Raw genomic sequence first — 15,683 nt, 5'->3', positions numbered from 1 at the left:
CTGTGTCATTTTCCCATTTACATCAATATCAGCAAAAATTAGCTCAATTAGGGCAACGCCAATTACTGTTATTAGCGGGTAAACCTGCATGGCAAACAGAACAAATCCAGCAAATTATCCAATTATGCCAAGGTGATTGGATAACGATTTCCTCCAGTAAGCCTAATGCAATTTTACCTGATCATGCTATTCGCCTATTAGGGCGTGAGTTCTTACATGCTGTTTTTGATGCTAATGAGGGATTTAATACCGATGCTTTAGCGATGTTAACGGGCACATTAAAAGCCGGTAGTTTATTGATCTTGTGCTTACCCGATATTGAGAATTGGGATAGCTACATAGATAACGATAGTCAGCGCTGGAATGATGCTCAAGGTGTACTTTCAACACCAAATTTTATGGAATGGCTAAAAGATATCACGTTAGGTGATAGTCAAGTGATTGTATGGCAACAATCAACGCCATTTAAATTACCCACATTGATTGAAAAAGCTAAACCTTGGGCGCTTCCACAGGGTAAACCGACCACAGAACAGCAAGTTATTTTAGATAAATTGCTCCTATCGACATCGGGTGTTTGGAGTGTTATTGCACCAAGAGGTCGAGGAAAATCAGCGCTTGCTGGTATGTTTATCGAGCAATATCAAGGAAATGTATTGGTATGTGCGCCAGCTAAAAATAGTACAGATGTTTTATCTTCACACACCAACAAAGCTATTTCATTTTATTCCCCTGATAATTTATTAGCGCAGTGTATAAATAACGAAATTCAAAGTGATTGGCTGATTATTGATGAGGCGGCTTCTGTGCCCATTGCACAATTAGAAGCGTTGTGTGGTTACTTTCCTAATGTATTAATGACAACCACAGTACAAGGTTATGAAGGAACTGGCCGCGGTTTTATGCTTAAATTAGGAGACAACATTCCTAATTTGCGTACCTATCAATTACAAATACCTATTCGTTGGGCTAAAGATTGCCCATTAGAAAATTGGCTTAATCAGTTGTTACTGCTTGATGAGCCAGAATACAATTTTGATTGTCAGCAACAAGGTGATGTCGATATCCAACAGCTTCAAGGAAATTGGCATAATAATATTCCACAATTACATGGTTTTTATCAACTTCTTACTAGTGCGCATTATCGAACAACACCACTTGATCTACGACGTTTACTTGATGGTCGAAAACAGCGTTATTGGTCAGCATCAATCAATAAAAAGATCGTAGGTGCTGTGTGGTGTATCGAAGAAGGGGGATTACCTTTCAAACTTGCTCACGATGTTTGGTTAGGTATTCGTCGGCCTAGAGGTAATCTGGTTGCTCAATCATTAGTCACCTATGGTTTAACGCCGGATGCGATGTGTTTAAACTCATTGCGTATCAGTCGTATCGCTGTTTTACCTCAATATCGGCGCCAAAAAATTGCTGCGACTTTGATTGCTAATATTGTAAAAGAGAGTCAAAAACAGGCTGTTGATTATCTTTCAGTGAGCTTTGGTTACACTGAGACATTAGTGCAGTTTTGGATGCAATGTGGTTTTCAAATAGTACGACTGGGGGTACATAAAGAGGCAAGTAGCGGATGTTATACCGCAATGGCGATTTATCCACTAACTGAAAAAGGCGAACAATTATTGTGCTCGTCTTTAAGTGCCTTTGCTTTGCAATATCAGCAGATAGAACGGCAAACAAAGCTCTGCTTAGCAGATAAGTCAATACCAAGTCATAGTGCGACAGCACAAGACAATTGGTTAATGATGGCGGGTTTTGCCTTTGCTCATCGTTCAGTTCTTACTGTTTATGAGAGTGTTGCTAACTTTCTGGTCGGTTATGAGCAACACTATCCGTTATTAGTCGCTTTTTTTGTAGACAATAAATCAGTTGAACAGTGTGTGGCTGAGTTTTCTTTATCAGGAAAAAAGGTCTTAACCAAGCAATTAAGAGAGCAATGTGCGCAATTAATGGCTGAAAAAGATGCTCAATTAACATCGCGTTATCAACAATGGTTATCTACTTATTCTCATCCTTCTTGTTTTGATTTTGTTTAGGCCAATCATCTTCATCATCCCATTTATCATTAAAATCACGATGTGGAGGCAACTTCCGCTTATTTTTAAGAAATTGCTTGGGATCGATTTTGTTCATATCTTTAATAGCATTAATAATAATTCCTACTAAAAGAATTAAAATTACCCACCAATAGTCAGCAAACCAGTGCATAAATAAGCCTTATATTTTAAAATTGTTGTTGAGAATGAGGATCTTTTTTATTTGGTCTATAAAATAACGCAATCAATAAAGCATAGGTTGGAAAAACACAGCATGAAACGGGTATTACTAATTATAGCAGGTTGGTTATGTGTTGGATTAGCCACATTAGGTGTTATTTTGCCTGTGTTACCTACTACACCTTTCTTATTACTTGCGGCATGGTGTTTTTCTCGTTCGTCAAAGCGTTTCCATTATTGGTTACTTTATCGCTCTTGGTTCGGTCCTTATTTACGATATTGGCAAACTTATCGCGCTATGCCTAAAGGGGCAAAACCTAAAGCTATTTTAGTGATCTTAATTACCTTTGCAATTTCACTATGGTTTGTGTCTATGCTTTGGGTCAGGATCTTATTACTGATAATCTTAGGTTGTTTATTGATCTTTATGTGGAGACTTCCTGTTAATGATCAACAAGAAGCTCCATATGAAAAATAACATTATTCAGGCAAAATAATGTAACGAGCAAATATCTCGTCAAGATTAGCTAATAGCCACTGTTTACCATCAATATTCTCTTCTTCTAACACAGATTTTAGAATATCAGGTGTATAAGCAAGAGACGCTTCATGAGATAGAGGCCAATAACTGATATGCCAAGGTTCGTAAGCAATATCGCTCTCTTTATGAGTAAAAGGGCGATAAAAATCATACGCTGACATATTTTCTGTTAACCATTCATTAAGTTCTGCAAAATAGCCACCATCCTCGTATTCCCAAGGTTCTAATTGTAATGACTGGCCTTCAGGTAAACGAAAAGGATCATAAATATCAATCTCAGTACCCCAATGATGACGACTTGCACCAGGTAATGCTGACCACTTTAAAATCGCGATACAGCGTTCACCTTCTGATAATGCATGAATATCTATTGGTTGACTTTGTGCATCTAAAACAGGGCGAGTGCCTTCAAATTTGCCATTCCATATTGCTAATTGGCGATTAAAATCACGGAAAGAGCTGGCTGGCATTAATTTAAAGCCAGCTTTCGTGGCTTGTTGTTGTAATGCTAAAAAAGCCTTAGTGGCATTAAATTGTAAGCGATGCTGACCGGATAAAGTGACTAAATGGTCAGTAGAACGGCCTGTTAGCATTAAAGGCGTTATCATAAAATAAGTTGCTCCATAACCCGCTGATAAATTCGACTAAGTTGTTGTAAATCGGCTGCATTAACGCATTCATTAACTTTATGAATTGTTGCGTTAACTGGGCCTAACTCGACAACTTGCGCTCCCATTTGGGCAATAAATCGACCATCAGAAGTCCCTCCACTGGTGGAGAGTTCTGGTTCTAAATTGGTGTAATGTTTAACGGAGTAACATACAGCTTCAAGTAATTTTCCTTGCCCAGTAATAAAAGGCTGACCAGATAAAGACCATTCCAGCTGATAGCGAAGTTGGTGTTTTTGTAATAACGCCTCTGTACGTTGGCGAATTTCTTCATCTGTAATAGCCGTACTAAAACGGAAATTAAATTGAATAAATAGCTCACCAGGGATCACATTATTACTGCCTGTACCGGCATGGATATTGGCAATTTGCATTGTGGTCGCCGGGAAAAATTCGTTACCTTCATCCCAAACCGTATTAATGAGTTCTTGGATAAAAGGAGAGGCAAGATGGATAGGATTCTCTGCAAGGTGAGGGTAAGCGACATGACCTTGTACACCTTGAATAATTAAATTTGCTGTTATTGAGCCTCGACGACCATTTTTTACCATATCACCTAAATGATGTTGGCTCGAAGGCTCACCCACAAGGCAATAATCGAGGCGTTCGCCACGTGACATTAAAGATTGTACGACTTTCACCGTACCATCTGTGGCTTTAGCTTCTTCATCTGAAGTAATTAAAAAAGCAAGCCGTCCACGGTGATCCGGATAAGAGTGAACAAAACGTTCAGCCGCGACAATCATGGCAGCAAGCGAGCCTTTCATATCTGCTGCTCCGCGCCCATATAACATTCCATCACGAATAGATGGTTCAAAAGGCGGGTTATCCCACAAATTAGGATCACCTGTTGGTACAACATCAGTATGACCAGCAAAAGCCAGTGTTTCACCTTCACCACCACGACAAGCCCAGAAGTTTTCAGTCTCACCGAAAGGCATTCTTTCAATCGTAAAACCAAGAGGAGTTAGCCTATCGATAATCAATTGTTGGCAACCTTGATCGTCAGGGCTTATCGAAGGGCGTGAAATTAATTGTTGTGCAAGTTCAATAACAGGACAGGACATAAATATTAGGCTCCTGTAAAGGTCAAATAGTCATTGGTATTAAAACCGACAATAAAACGGTTATCTGATGAGACAAGAATAGGGCGCTTAATGATGGCGGGTTTATCTAACATCAACGAGATTGCAGAGGTAACATCAGTGATTGCGTTTTTTTCTTCATCGGATAATTGGCGCCAAGTTGTTCCTCTTTTATTCACAAGTGTCTGCCAATCTAAATTTTCTGTAAAGGTGCGTAATAATGCTTCCGTCAAACCCTCTTTGCGGTAATCATGAAACGCGTAAGGAATATGATTATCATCTAACCATTTACGCGCTTTTTTGATGGTATCGCAATTTTTTATGCCGTACATGGTATATGTCAGGTTTGTCGTGGACATGATATTTTCCTTATATGACAATACGTAATATTAGTATTGATGAGAATGAGTGTTATACAATTCCAAAATAACAGCTTTTGGTGTAGTGAAAAATCCTATTTACATTATAAAATATATCGGATATTAAACTGTCACGTTAGTGTAACGAATTGTGTAGCGTAGGGTAATATAAATACGAATAAAGATTTCCGTTGGTAAAAGAAAATATGAAAAGTATTTCACTGAGTCTTATATTGCTTTTACTCTCTTCTTTTAGTTGGGCTGATGAAGAACAAGATGACCCAAAAGTTGATGAGTATAAAATAGCCTTAGAGGCCTTTTTTAACAGTGATTATTTATTGTGTTTGGGCGAAGGGAAATGGCCTGTCTACAGCAATGAAGATGATGCACCATGGGTTTTAGAAAGAATGCATGCATTAGTTGAAGCAGGATTGATTGAACAAACCGAAAATGGAGAAGAATGGGTGTTTAATCTTAGTGATAAAGGACGTAAAGCTTGGCAACCTTATCAAGACTTCTGCTATGGTCACCTTTTTATTAGTCAGATAAAAGAAATTCAGCCAATAGACTCAGGTAAAAGTAAAATTTATTTCTATTATGGTGTAAGAGGTATCCCTTCATGGGCAACCAATGAGGAAATACAATCCGCCTTTAGCGAACTTGATATTGTGATTAATGGAATAAATCGAGAGCTGTATCAGCTTAATATCGAAAAATTACCTGATAACCATTTTAAAGTATTGAGTTATCCAGTACCGATTGAGTAATACATGATTTAACATAAATTTAAATGGAATGTTAAAGCGATATATCTTATTACCCCGACCCAGTGTCGGGGTAATACGTTTAGTACTGATGCTTAATAAGAATAAGACTGGCAGCTAAACGAGACGTGACTTGCAATTTCTTTAAAATATTACGAATGTGAACTTTCACTGTTTCTTCTGAAATAAATAAATTTTCAGCAATTTGCTTATTTTTCATTCCAGCAGACACTTCATGAAGTACATCCAACTCTCTTTTAGTCAATGCTGAAAGTGGATCAGAATAGTTTTGTCTAAGCTGAATATATTGCCACACTCGCTCACTATAAACCGGATGCCCAACAGCCGCTTTGCGTAGGCTAAGTAATAGCATATCTAACTCACACTCTTTTAAGAGATAACCGTTTGCGCCTGCATCCAACGCAGCGTAAACATCATTACGTGAATCAGAAACGGATAAAACAAGAACATAAGATGTTAAACCAGAGCGACGAAGTGTTCGAATAATATCAATACCTGAACGCCCTTGTAGATTTAAATCCATCATAATTAAATCTGGATTTAACTGTTTTGCAGCGGTTACCGCCTCTTGAGCATTGCCACTTTCGCTTACTACGACAAAATCTTTGTCTTTTTCTAGCAATAGCCGTAATCCATATCTCATGATAGGGTGATCATCCACTATCATAATTGAGTAGCTAGGCATAACCCCTCTCCCTAAAAAAAATAATAATGTGCGTAATCTTTCCAAGCGCAGAAAATAAAAAAGTAAATTCCAAATGAGGAATAAAAATTAGAATCAGACATCTTATTAAAACAATAAGAAAATAAAATTGACGGTTGGCAATATTACACCAATTATTGTTACGGGTAAAAAAGAAAATAACCGAAAAGACTAACAAAAAATCTAACTCTATAAAATCTTTATAGTTACAATGAGTTGTAAAGAAGAGAGCCTATATTAAAAATAATCAACAAGTGAAAACAGTTATTGTTTTTTTAAACTATATAAAAAATTTAATTATTTTAAATGTTAATTTAATACCTGGTAAATAATAAACAAATATTGTCTTTTTTCTGTTCGAGTTTATTACAGCGATGAAATTAAATAGTGTTAATAGTATACCTATAACTAGGTATTAATTGTTTCTAATAAATCAAGTTTACTAATTTGAAAAAAGTGTCGTAGCCGTCATGATTTAACGCTCCATTACCATTATACTAACGAAGCCCTTACCCTATTGATACAAAGGATATGAAGATGGAAGACAAATTAAAACAAAGCGCTCTAGATTTTCATGAATTTCCCGTACCTGGCAAAATCACAGTAACACCAACAAAACCACTCATAACCCAACGTGATTTAGCATTAGCTTATTCACCAGGCGTCGCTGTTCCTTGTTTAGAAATTGCAGCAAATCCTCTTGCTGCTTATCGCTATACGGCAAAAGGTAACCTTGTCGCGGTGATTTCAAATGGTACTGCGGTACTCGGACTTGGAAATATCGGCGCTTTAGCAGGTAAGCCTGTAATGGAAGGTAAAGGCGTTTTGTTTAAGAAGTTTTCTGGCGTTGATGTTTTTGACATTGAAGTTAATGAAACAGATCCTGATAAACTTGTTGATATTATTGCGTCATTAGAGCCAACATTTGGTGGTATTAACCTCGAAGATATTAAAGCACCAGAGTGTTTCTATATTGAGAAAAAACTGCGTGAGAGAATGAATATTCCTGTATTCCATGATGATCAGCATGGTACAGCGATTATTTCTACAGCCGCTATTCTCAATGGCTTGCGCATTATTAAAAAAGAGATTAGCAAAGTAAAATTAGTGGTATCAGGAGCGGGTGCCGCGTCAATTGCGTGTATGAATTTATTAGTTGCTTTAGGGTTAGCACGCGAAAACATCACAGTATGTGATTCTAAAGGGGTTATCTATCGTGGCCGTGAAGCTAATATGGCAGAAACCAAAGCTGCTTATGCGATTGAAGATAACGGCACTCGTACATTAGATGATGTTATTAATGATGCTGATATTTTCTTAGGTTGTTCAGGGCCTGGCGTATTAACGCAAGAAATGGTCAAGAAAATGGCTCGCGATCCACTTATTCTCGCGCTTGCAAATCCAGAGCCTGAAATTTTACCACCACTAGCAAAAGCGGTACGTTCTGATGCAATTATCTGTACTGGTCGTTCTGACTATCCAAATCAGGTTAATAACGTATTGTGTTTCCCCTTCATCTTCCGTGGTGCATTAGACGTTGGTGCGACGACAATTAATGAAGAGATGAAACTTGCTTGTGTTCATGCGATAGCCGAATTAGCGTTAGCTGAACAAAACGAAGAAGTCGCTTCAGCGTATGGTGATCAAGAGCTTTCTTTTGGCCCAGAATACATTATTCCAAAACCATTTGATCCACGCTTGATTGTGAAAATTGCGCCAGCCGTTGCAAAAGCAGCAATGGATTCTGGTGTTGCAACACGCCCAATTGAGGATTTCTCTGCTTATATCGAACACCTTAATGAGTTTGTTTATAAAACGAACTTATTTATGAAACCTATTTTCTCTCAAGCGAAAAAAGAGAAAAAACGTATTGTGTTAGCAGAAGGGGAAGAAAACCGCGTACTGCATGCAACTCAAGAATTAGTCACATTAGGATTAGCCTCACCAATCTTAATTGGTCGCCCTAGTGTGATTGAAATGCGTATTCAGAAATTGGGTTTACATATTAAAGCGGGTAAAGACTTTGAAGTGGTGAATAATGAAAATGACCCACGTTTCAAAGAATATTGGCAAGAATATCATCAAATTATGAAACGTCGCGGTGTATCACAAGAGCAAGCTCGCCGTGCAATGATTGGCAATCCAACACTTATTGGCGCCATTATGGTTCGCAGAGGTGAAGCAGATGGTTTGATTTGCGGTACAGTAGGGAGCTATGCAGAACACTTCGAAATCTACAAAAATGTGTTTGGTTTACGTGAAGGTATGGAAACGGCAGGAGCAATGAATGCCCTGTTATTGCCAAGTGGTAATACTTTCATTACAGATACTTATGTTAATGAAGATCCAACAGCCGAACAACTCGCCGATATTACTCTGATGGCAGCGGACACCATTCGCCGCTTTGGTATTGAACCAAAAGCAGCGCTAGTTTCTCGCTCAAGTTTTGGCTCTTTTGATAGCCCATCATCAATTAAACTTAGAAAAGCATTAGAGATAATCAAACAACGTGCACCTGAATTAGAAATTGATGGTGAAATGCATGCCGATGCGGCATTAGTAGAGTCTATTCGCCGTGATGTGATGCCAGACAGCCCATTAAAAGGCTCTGCAAACTTGTTAGTTATGCCAACAATGGAAGCGGCACGTATTAGCTATAATTTACTACGTGTAACGAGTTCTGATGGTGTGACCGTAGGTCCAGTATTAATGGGTGTTGCTAAACCAGCTCATATTTTAACGCCAATTGCGTCAGTACGTCGTATCGTAAATATGGTGGCATTAGCTGTTGTTGAAGCTCAGGCTCAATCTCAAAATTAATTGTAACTAATTAAATAATTTCATCCATAAAGCGCCTTTTATTAGGCGCTTTTTTTATACTCTTGGAATAGATATAAAATATCAAATGCAAATTAATATAAGAATGATATTGATAATTATTAGCAATAATATTAACCTGTTCGTCTAACCAAAGTAGGTATATATAACTAATAGGATGATTATGTTTTTCTCAATATTAAAAAGGATCTTACTACTAGTCTCATTAATAAGCCTTTCAGCATGTCATTCGATAGAAAAACAACCGGTATCAACCCTAGATTTAGAAATTATTCAGTCGGCAAACATCATTGATACTCAGACAGGGCAATCCATCACGGCAGATACATTGTTAACACGATTAGCAAGTCAAGCACGTGTGATTATTGGTGAAAAACATGACAATGCTTATCATCATGACATTGAATATTGGTTAATGACAGAACTGCCTAAAAAACGCCCTCAAGGCGCGGTTTTACTTGAGATGCTAACACCAAGTCAGCAATCATTAGTTGATAACACAAAAAAACGTTATTCAGGCTCAGAATACCTACGGGATGAGCGATTAATGGCGGCATTAAAATGGAATTCAGGTTGGCCTTGGAAATGGTATGGCAATATTGTTAAAGCAGGGCTAAGCGCTGATTATCCTTTATTAGCGGCAAATATTGATCGCAGTGAAATATCTAGTGCGTATAAAAATCCACCTATTATTGATGGTGTACATTCAACTGATACAGCTGTTCGTCAACTTATTCAAAAAACAATCAAGCTTTCTCATGGTGGTGAGCTTGATAAAACACAAGCAGAAAAAATGACAGTTATTCAGCAATTGCGTGATCGTGCAATGGCGAAAAGTTTATTAGATGCGCCGACACCCGCACTTTTAATTGCTGGCTCTTTTCATGCCACAAAAGTAATGGGTGTACCTTTGCACGTTGCTGATTTAGCACCGAATGAAAATGTGACAGTCGTGATAATGATGGAAGAGGGAAGTGATATCACTTCAGCTCATGCCGATTATCTTTGGATAACACCTGTCGCATTACCTTAATTTATTGATAACACGAATATGCTTATTTCCTCTTTTATGGATCAAATGCCGAAATTTCAGCTTTATAGTTCTAAAGCATTTATTTTGGCTATCGGTATACATGCTGTTTTTGTCATGGCTTATTTTTATTTCAATAAAGAGAATACGGTATTTATACAAGAGCCTGAAGTAGCTGTAATGATGAGCTTAAGTGAAAACGTACAAGCAATCAGCGATGAAAAACAGATTGTAGGCGCCGATCAACAACTGGCGGTGGCAAGCCAAAAAAAGGTAGAGCAAGATATTGCTGAAAAGCAGCATGATCTGATTGTGAATGAAAATGCTGATATTTTGATCGAAAAACCTAAAAAAAGGGTCAATGTAGAGCAAACTGCTAAAGTAGCCCCTGTTACTTCTCCTGTAAAGCCAGCACCTACCATTAGTGAAAATGTGTCTAGCCAATCAGCACCTTCAAGTAGCCGCTCTGCGGCAAGACAGCAATCTAGTGATGTTAGTGCAAATTATGACAGTGATTCGGATAGTTCAGAAAGCGCATTAGCATTATGGCAAGCTAAAACAAAAGGACATCTTAATCGCTATAAAGCCTATCCTGAAGAAGCAAAAAGCAAAGGGAGAACGGGGATTTCTAAAGTGCGCTTTATTGTTGATGAACAAGGTTATGTCATATCGAGTGAACTAATTCTCAGTAGTGGTGTGCGTTCTTTAGATAGAGAAGCGCAAAGAGTACTCAAACGTGCTGAACCCTTACCGGTACCGCCTCTTGAGTTATTGTCGAAAGGTAAAATAATGGTTGAAATGCCAATTGAGTTTTCTACACTAACATTCTAACGACAGGTTAAAAAGGAAATAAACGTTATGCTAGTCGCAACCAAAAAACGGATGACGTTGCAATTAACGAGTGCGATCATAGCATTGTTAATTTCAACAACACCTGCATTGGCTCAAAATCAAAAGGACTCCCTAGTGACGCCACCAAAAGCAAATAAAGTACCTCATGTGATGACAGAACATGGAGATACGCGTACTGACAATTATTATTGGCTAAGAGATGATTCACGTAAAGATCCTAAAGTGCTTGATTATCTTAATGCTGAAAACGCCTATACCGAATCCGTAATGAAAGAAGGTAAGGCCTTAGAAGAAACACTCTTTAATGAAATGGTGAGCCGCATGGCTCAAAATGATGAGTCTGTGCCTTACATTTATAATGGTTATACTTATCGTACTATTTACCAAGAAGGTAAAGATTTTCCTATTTATCAGCGTAAACCAGTTAATAGCGAGAGTGAATGGGAAGTTCTCGTTGATGGAAACGAACGTGCTAAAGGGCATGAGTTCTATCAATTAGGTGATTTGACTATCAGTCCAGATAACAAACGTATAGCGATTGCTGAAGATAAAGAAGGGCGCAGAAACTATAATGTTGCCTATAAAGATTTGTCAGATAGCACATGGAAAGAGAATGTGTTAACCAATATCTCAGCAAACTTAGTGTGGGCAAATGATAGCAAAACACTATTTTATGTTGATAAAGATCCGCAAACGCTACTGCCTTATCAAATCTATCGCCATCAATATGGCACTGATCGCAAACAAGACGTCAAAATCTTCGAAGAAAACGACGATCGCTTTTATACATGGATGGGTAAAAGCAAATCTGAAGATTACATTCTGGTCTCTATTGAAAGCTCAACAACCTCAGAGTCTCGTTTAATTGATGCGAATGCACCAGAAAAACCAATGGTTATCTTCTCTGCACGTCAAGAAGGGCGCGAATATGATATCGACCATTTTAATGGTGAATTCTATATTCGTTCGAATCATGAGAGTGAGTTGTTTGGTCTTTATAAAACGGCATCAATCGATAAACCTTGGAAAACCGTCATTGCACCACAAAAAGATGTCGATTTAGAAGGTTTTGATCTGTTTAATCGCTGGTTGGTTGTGGAAGAAAGAAAACAAGGTCTAGTCTCATTGCGTCAGATTGATTGGAAAACAGGTCAATCAACTAATGTCACGTTTGACGATCCTGTTTATATGGCATGGTTAGGATTTAACCCTCAAGCAGATAGTGAAGAGCTTCGTTTTGGTTATACATCCATGACAACACCATCTTCAACTTATCAATGGAATATGCAAACACATCAAAAGAAACTGCTTAAACAGCAAGAAGTGAAAGGTTTTGAACGTGATTTGTATGAAAGTGAGCGCATTTGGGTAAAAGCACAAGATGGTGTTGAAGTTCCCGTATCATTGGTTTATCGCAAAGACTTATTTAAGAAAGGTGAAAATCCTATCTTAATTTATGGTTATGGCTCTTACGGGAGTAGCATTGATCCATCATTTAGTTCTCCTCGCTTAAGTTTGTTAGATAGAGGTTTTGTCTATGCGATTGTTCATGTCCGTGGTGGTGGTGAATTAGGTAAGCGTTGGTACAACCAAGGTAAAATGGAACATAAAGTTAATACGTTTACTGACTTTATTGATGCCACTAAATACCTAATTGCAGAAGGTTACGGAGCACCTAAACACGTTTACGCTATGGGTGGCAGTGCGGGTGGTTTATTAATGGGCGCTGTTGTGAATATGGCACCAGAATTATACCGTGGTGTGGTATCCCAAGTTCCATTTGTTGATGTTGTGACAACCATGCTCGATGCTTCAATTCCTTTAACAACAGGAGAATATGAAGAGTGGGGAAACCCTGCCGATAAAGACGTTTATTTCCGCTTAAAATCATATAGCCCATACGATAATGTCGTTGCTAAGGCTTATCCTCATTTATTAGTCACAACAGGATTACATGATTCACAAGTACAATATTGGGAGCCTGCGAAGTGGGTTGCTAAATTACGTGAATTAAAAACAGATAATAACCTACTATTACTTGATACTAATATGAGTGCAGGGCATGGTGGCAAATCAGGACGTTTTAATCGCTTACGTGATACCGCAAAAGAATATGCCTTTATTCTGATGTTAGAACAGCCTGAAGTCTATTTTAAAACTCAAAATATAAAATAGAATAATCGGTATAATAAATCAGTTTAATAATTTAGCCTGTCTCTCTTTAAGAGAGACAGTGCTATTATTTAAAACGAATATAACAATAATAATATTTTCTAGTTTAATAACTTTATATAAAGCAACGTGAGCCTATTTAAAGAAAAATAAAGAATAGGTTTATTATGAAATTTACAAGGAAAATTCTTAGCACTCTTATTTTATTTTCGAGTGTTAATCATTTTGTCATCGCATCTGAAACAGATAAAGCAGTTCAATTTAGTAGTTTAAAAGTTTCATCAGCACAAAAAGAAACGCCAGAACAAAAAGCATTGGGAAAACCAGGGGCTTATAGCGCTATTGGTGAAATTAATAATCTTGAATCTGTAGAACAAGCATTACGTTCAACGCCAGGAACGTATACTCAAATGGATGTAAGTCAACCGGGCGTTAGTGTCAATATTCGCGGGCTTAGTGGTTTTGGGCGCGTGAATATGATGGTGGATGGTGTCACACAAACGACATATAGCACATCCCCTAGTCAAATTAGTCATGGCGGTCAACCATATAACCAATTTAATAGCATGCTTGACCCAAACTTTATTATTCAAGTGGATATTTCGCGCGGTCAACAAGATGGTGAAAATAGCATTAATGCGTTGGCGGGTAGCGCTAACTTTAAAACCATTGGTGTCGAAGATGTTTTATTTAAAGGGAATTCATGGGGAGTAAGAAGTAAAGCTGCTGGTGGCACGAATGGTCTTGGGTATAACGGTATGATTGCTTTTGCAGGGCAACGTTCTCTATTTAATGATGATGGTTCAGTTGGCGCAATGCTTGCTTTAAGTGGGCATAAAATAGAATCGTCTTATAAGAATGGTGCAGGATTTAATAGTGAAGAGTTTGCCATTAATAAACACTTTAATCAAAAACCACACTCAGAATTGGCGAAAATTAATATTAAACCTAATGATTCTCATGAATTAGAATTAAGTGGTCGGTTTTATAATAATAACTTTAATCGACGTAAAATTGATGCTAAAGATTATTATGCAAAATATCGCTATACGCCATTAAATGACCTTTTTGATAGTGAAATTCGTTTAAGTCACAGCCAAGCCTCTCAAAAATTTGAAGGTGATTCTTTAATGAGCTTGCGTAATGCAAATGCAGAAAATATCTCTGATTCATTAGTGGCTAAAAATACCAGTCGCTTTAATTACGGCGAATTGGATATGGCATTTACATTAGGCTCAAAGTTAATGTTTACAGAATATAAACGTAGCGTTATTGCACCATCAACAGATGCTTGGCAAGCAAACAATATGGTTGAAAATAACGTATTTGCACCTCAAGGGAAAAATAATTTAACCAGCTTCTTTTCACAAATGAAATTTGAATATGATATTTATACGCTAAATTTCAATTTAAATTATGTGGATTACAATATAAAAGGGCATAAACCAGCGTGTGCTAGCCGTGATGCATGTTTCCCTGAAGGTGCAATGGATCTTAATCGCCATGATAGAAATTGGGAGCCGGGAATGCTAATTGCAGCTGAAATTATTCCTGAATTTCAGCCCTTTGCAAGTTATGCTCACACTATGAGAGCGCCAACTTCACAAGAGATCTTCTTTGCCAATGAAGGCGGTGCTTCAATGAACCCATATTTAAAGAGTGAAAAGGCTGATACATTCCAACTTGGATTTAATAGTTATCGTCCTGATTTAATTGTTGAAGGGGATAGCTTACGATTTAAAGGATTGTGGTATCACACCAAGATCAAAAATTATATTTCTAGTGAATCTTTTATAGTGTGTAAAGGAGGGATCCGTTGTAGAGCTGATGATTCATTAACATTGGATGACTACGCCAATATGGAAAATGACGGTAACATTCATCTTCATACTAACAGTATCGATCCTGTGACTTTGCGTGGTTATGAGCTACAAGCTAATTATGATGCAGGGATATTTTACGCTAACCTTTCCTATAGTGATCAACGCACTTCACAACCCACATCAATTGCGAGTTTAGATTTTGGACAAACTCCTGCTTCAGAACTTCCTAAATATTATGCCACTATTGATACTGGTGTTCGCTTCTTTGATGACCAGTCATTAGAATTAGGTACGGTGATCCAAATAACAGGTAAATCGCGTAAATCAGCACCGGAAGGGGTAGACTACGATTTAGGTATAGTACCTATGGTTGAACAAGAAAAAATCCCAACGATAATTGACGTTTACAGTAATTATCAAATTAATAAAAATGTCTCATTGAAATTTGCTGTGCATAATTTAATGAATAAAAATTATTCTAATGCACTTGATAGAAGTAATTCAGCGCCAATTATGCAAGATCCGGGTGCTAACACTCAGACGGCTCGCGGTAGAAGTTACTTGTTTGCAGGAGAGGTGCGTTTTTAGTATTTAAT

At 37.6% G+C, this 15,683-nt stretch carries 13 protein-coding genes; 8 read left to right on the top strand and 5 right to left on the bottom strand.

The window, feature by feature from the left end; genetic code table 11:
* The first annotated feature begins 2 nt into the window (after positions 1–2).
* Positions 3–2,051 (top strand): tRNA(Met) cytidine acetyltransferase TmcA, encoded by a 2,049-nt coding sequence (locus tag H1225_RS08230; protein ID WP_239739665.1) that lies wholly within the window; start codon positions 3–5, stop codon positions 2,049–2,051.
* Here H1225_RS08230 and H1225_RS08225 read toward each other — a convergent pair.
* Positions 2,014–2,223, bottom strand: a complete 210-nt coding sequence (locus tag H1225_RS08225; RefSeq protein WP_036936107.1) for a YpfN family protein — start codon at positions 2,221–2,223, stop codon at positions 2,014–2,016. The two genes, H1225_RS08230 and H1225_RS08225, sit on opposite strands and share 38 nt — an antisense overlap.
* Before the next feature lie 102 nt (positions 2,224–2,325).
* Between H1225_RS08225 and H1225_RS08220 the strand changes: the two genes are divergently transcribed.
* Complete coding sequence (locus H1225_RS08220; RefSeq protein ID WP_006533028.1) at positions 2,326–2,709, top strand: DUF454 family protein; 384 nt, start codon at positions 2,326–2,328, stop codon at positions 2,707–2,709.
* Positions 2,710–2,711: 2 nt separating this feature from the next.
* Here the strand turns inward: H1225_RS08220 and H1225_RS08215 are convergent, their stop codons facing one another.
* From H1225_RS08215 to H1225_RS08205, 3 genes are read right to left on the bottom strand one after another with little or no spacing between them, the layout of a single operon-like run.
* Positions 2,712–3,380, bottom strand: coding sequence for a M15 family metallopeptidase (locus tag H1225_RS08215; protein WP_072064186.1), 669 nt, complete (start codon positions 3,378–3,380; stop codon positions 2,712–2,714).
* The gene (gene dapE / locus H1225_RS08210) at positions 3,377–4,507 is read right to left on the bottom strand and encodes a succinyl-diaminopimelate desuccinylase (RefSeq protein WP_006533026.1); all 1,131 of its coding nucleotides are present in this window, start codon (positions 4,505–4,507) and stop codon (positions 3,377–3,379) included. The genes H1225_RS08215 and dapE overlap by 4 nt, the downstream gene beginning before the upstream one ends.
* 5 nt (positions 4,508–4,512) lie before the next feature.
* Positions 4,513–4,884: an ArsC family reductase gene (locus H1225_RS08205; RefSeq protein WP_072064184.1), complete on the bottom strand. Its 372-nt coding sequence runs from the start codon at positions 4,882–4,884 to the stop codon at positions 4,513–4,515.
* 206 nt (positions 4,885–5,090) lie between these two features.
* On the opposite strand from H1225_RS08205, the gene H1225_RS08200 reads away from it, so the two are divergent.
* Positions 5,091–5,651, top strand: a complete 561-nt coding sequence (locus H1225_RS08200) for a hypothetical protein (RefSeq protein ID WP_109847326.1) — start codon at positions 5,091–5,093, stop codon at positions 5,649–5,651.
* A 79-nt stretch (positions 5,652–5,730) separates the two neighbouring features.
* Here the strand turns inward: H1225_RS08200 and H1225_RS08195 are convergent, their stop codons facing one another.
* Positions 5,731–6,354 (bottom strand): response regulator, encoded by a 624-nt coding sequence (locus tag H1225_RS08195; RefSeq protein WP_069368881.1) that lies wholly within the window; start codon positions 6,352–6,354, stop codon positions 5,731–5,733.
* Between the two features lie 555 nt (positions 6,355–6,909).
* On the opposite strand from H1225_RS08195, the gene maeB reads away from it, so the two are divergent.
* The 5 genes from maeB to H1225_RS08170 all read left to right on the top strand — a co-directional run bounded on the left by maeB (position 6,910) and on the right by H1225_RS08170 (position 15,675).
* Positions 6,910–9,192: an NADP-dependent oxaloacetate-decarboxylating malate dehydrogenase gene (gene maeB, locus H1225_RS08190; protein WP_109847327.1), complete on the top strand. Its 2,283-nt coding sequence runs from the start codon at positions 6,910–6,912 to the stop codon at positions 9,190–9,192.
* A 181-nt stretch (positions 9,193–9,373) separates the two neighbouring features.
* Positions 9,374–10,243, top strand: coding sequence for a ChaN family lipoprotein (locus H1225_RS08185; RefSeq protein WP_161669416.1), 870 nt, complete (start codon positions 9,374–9,376; stop codon positions 10,241–10,243).
* A 45-nt stretch (positions 10,244–10,288) separates the two neighbouring features.
* Complete coding sequence (locus tag H1225_RS08180; protein WP_229096582.1) at positions 10,289–11,071, top strand: energy transducer TonB; 783 nt, start codon at positions 10,289–10,291, stop codon at positions 11,069–11,071.
* 27 nt (positions 11,072–11,098) lie between these two features.
* On the top strand, positions 11,099–13,267 hold the full coding sequence (locus tag H1225_RS08175) for a S9 family peptidase (protein WP_161724448.1): 2,169 nt from the start codon (positions 11,099–11,101) through the stop codon (positions 13,265–13,267).
* Positions 13,268–13,431: 164 nt separating this feature from the next.
* Entirely contained in the window at positions 13,432–15,675 is a 2,244-nt protein-coding gene (locus tag H1225_RS08170) for a TonB-dependent receptor (RefSeq protein ID WP_239739663.1), read from the top strand.
* Positions 15,676–15,683: the final 8 nt, after the last annotated feature.

This window comes from Proteus penneri, assembly GCF_022369495.1.
In the GTDB taxonomy this organism is placed as follows: Bacteria; Pseudomonadota; Gammaproteobacteria; order Enterobacterales; family Enterobacteriaceae; genus Proteus; species Proteus penneri.
This window is presented reverse-complemented; position numbering and strand designations above follow the sequence as displayed.

What these genes read in the sequence shown, in the direction of transcription:
- H1225_RS08225 (WP_036936107.1), bottom strand. Translation starts at nt 2,223, where the DNA reads ATGCACTGGTTTGCTGACTATTGGTGGGTAATTTTAATTCTTTTAGTA.
- H1225_RS08220 (WP_006533028.1), top strand. Translation starts at nt 2,326, where the DNA reads ATGAAACGGGTATTACTAATTATAGCAGGTTGGTTATGTGTTGGATTA.
- H1225_RS08215 (WP_072064186.1), bottom strand. Translation starts at nt 3,380, where the DNA reads ATGATAACGCCTTTAATGCTAACAGGCCGTTCTACTGACCATTTAGTC.
- dapE (WP_006533026.1), bottom strand. Translation starts at nt 4,507, where the DNA reads ATGTCCTGTCCTGTTATTGAACTTGCACAACAATTAATTTCACGCCCT.
- H1225_RS08205 (WP_072064184.1), bottom strand. Translation starts at nt 4,884, where the DNA reads ATGTCCACGACAAACCTGACATATACCATGTACGGCATAAAAAATTGC.
- H1225_RS08200 (WP_109847326.1), top strand. Translation starts at nt 5,091, where the DNA reads ATGAAAAGTATTTCACTGAGTCTTATATTGCTTTTACTCTCTTCTTTT.
- H1225_RS08195 (WP_069368881.1), bottom strand. Translation starts at nt 6,354, where the DNA reads ATGCCTAGCTACTCAATTATGATAGTGGATGATCACCCTATCATGAGA.
- maeB (WP_109847327.1), top strand. Translation starts at nt 6,910, where the DNA reads ATGGAAGACAAATTAAAACAAAGCGCTCTAGATTTTCATGAATTTCCC.
- H1225_RS08185 (WP_161669416.1), top strand. Translation starts at nt 9,374, where the DNA reads ATGTTTTTCTCAATATTAAAAAGGATCTTACTACTAGTCTCATTAATA.
- H1225_RS08180 (WP_229096582.1), top strand. Translation starts at nt 10,289, where the DNA reads ATGCCGAAATTTCAGCTTTATAGTTCTAAAGCATTTATTTTGGCTATC.
- H1225_RS08175 (WP_161724448.1), top strand. Translation starts at nt 11,099, where the DNA reads ATGCTAGTCGCAACCAAAAAACGGATGACGTTGCAATTAACGAGTGCG.
- H1225_RS08170 (WP_239739663.1), top strand. Translation starts at nt 13,432, where the DNA reads ATGAAATTTACAAGGAAAATTCTTAGCACTCTTATTTTATTTTCGAGT.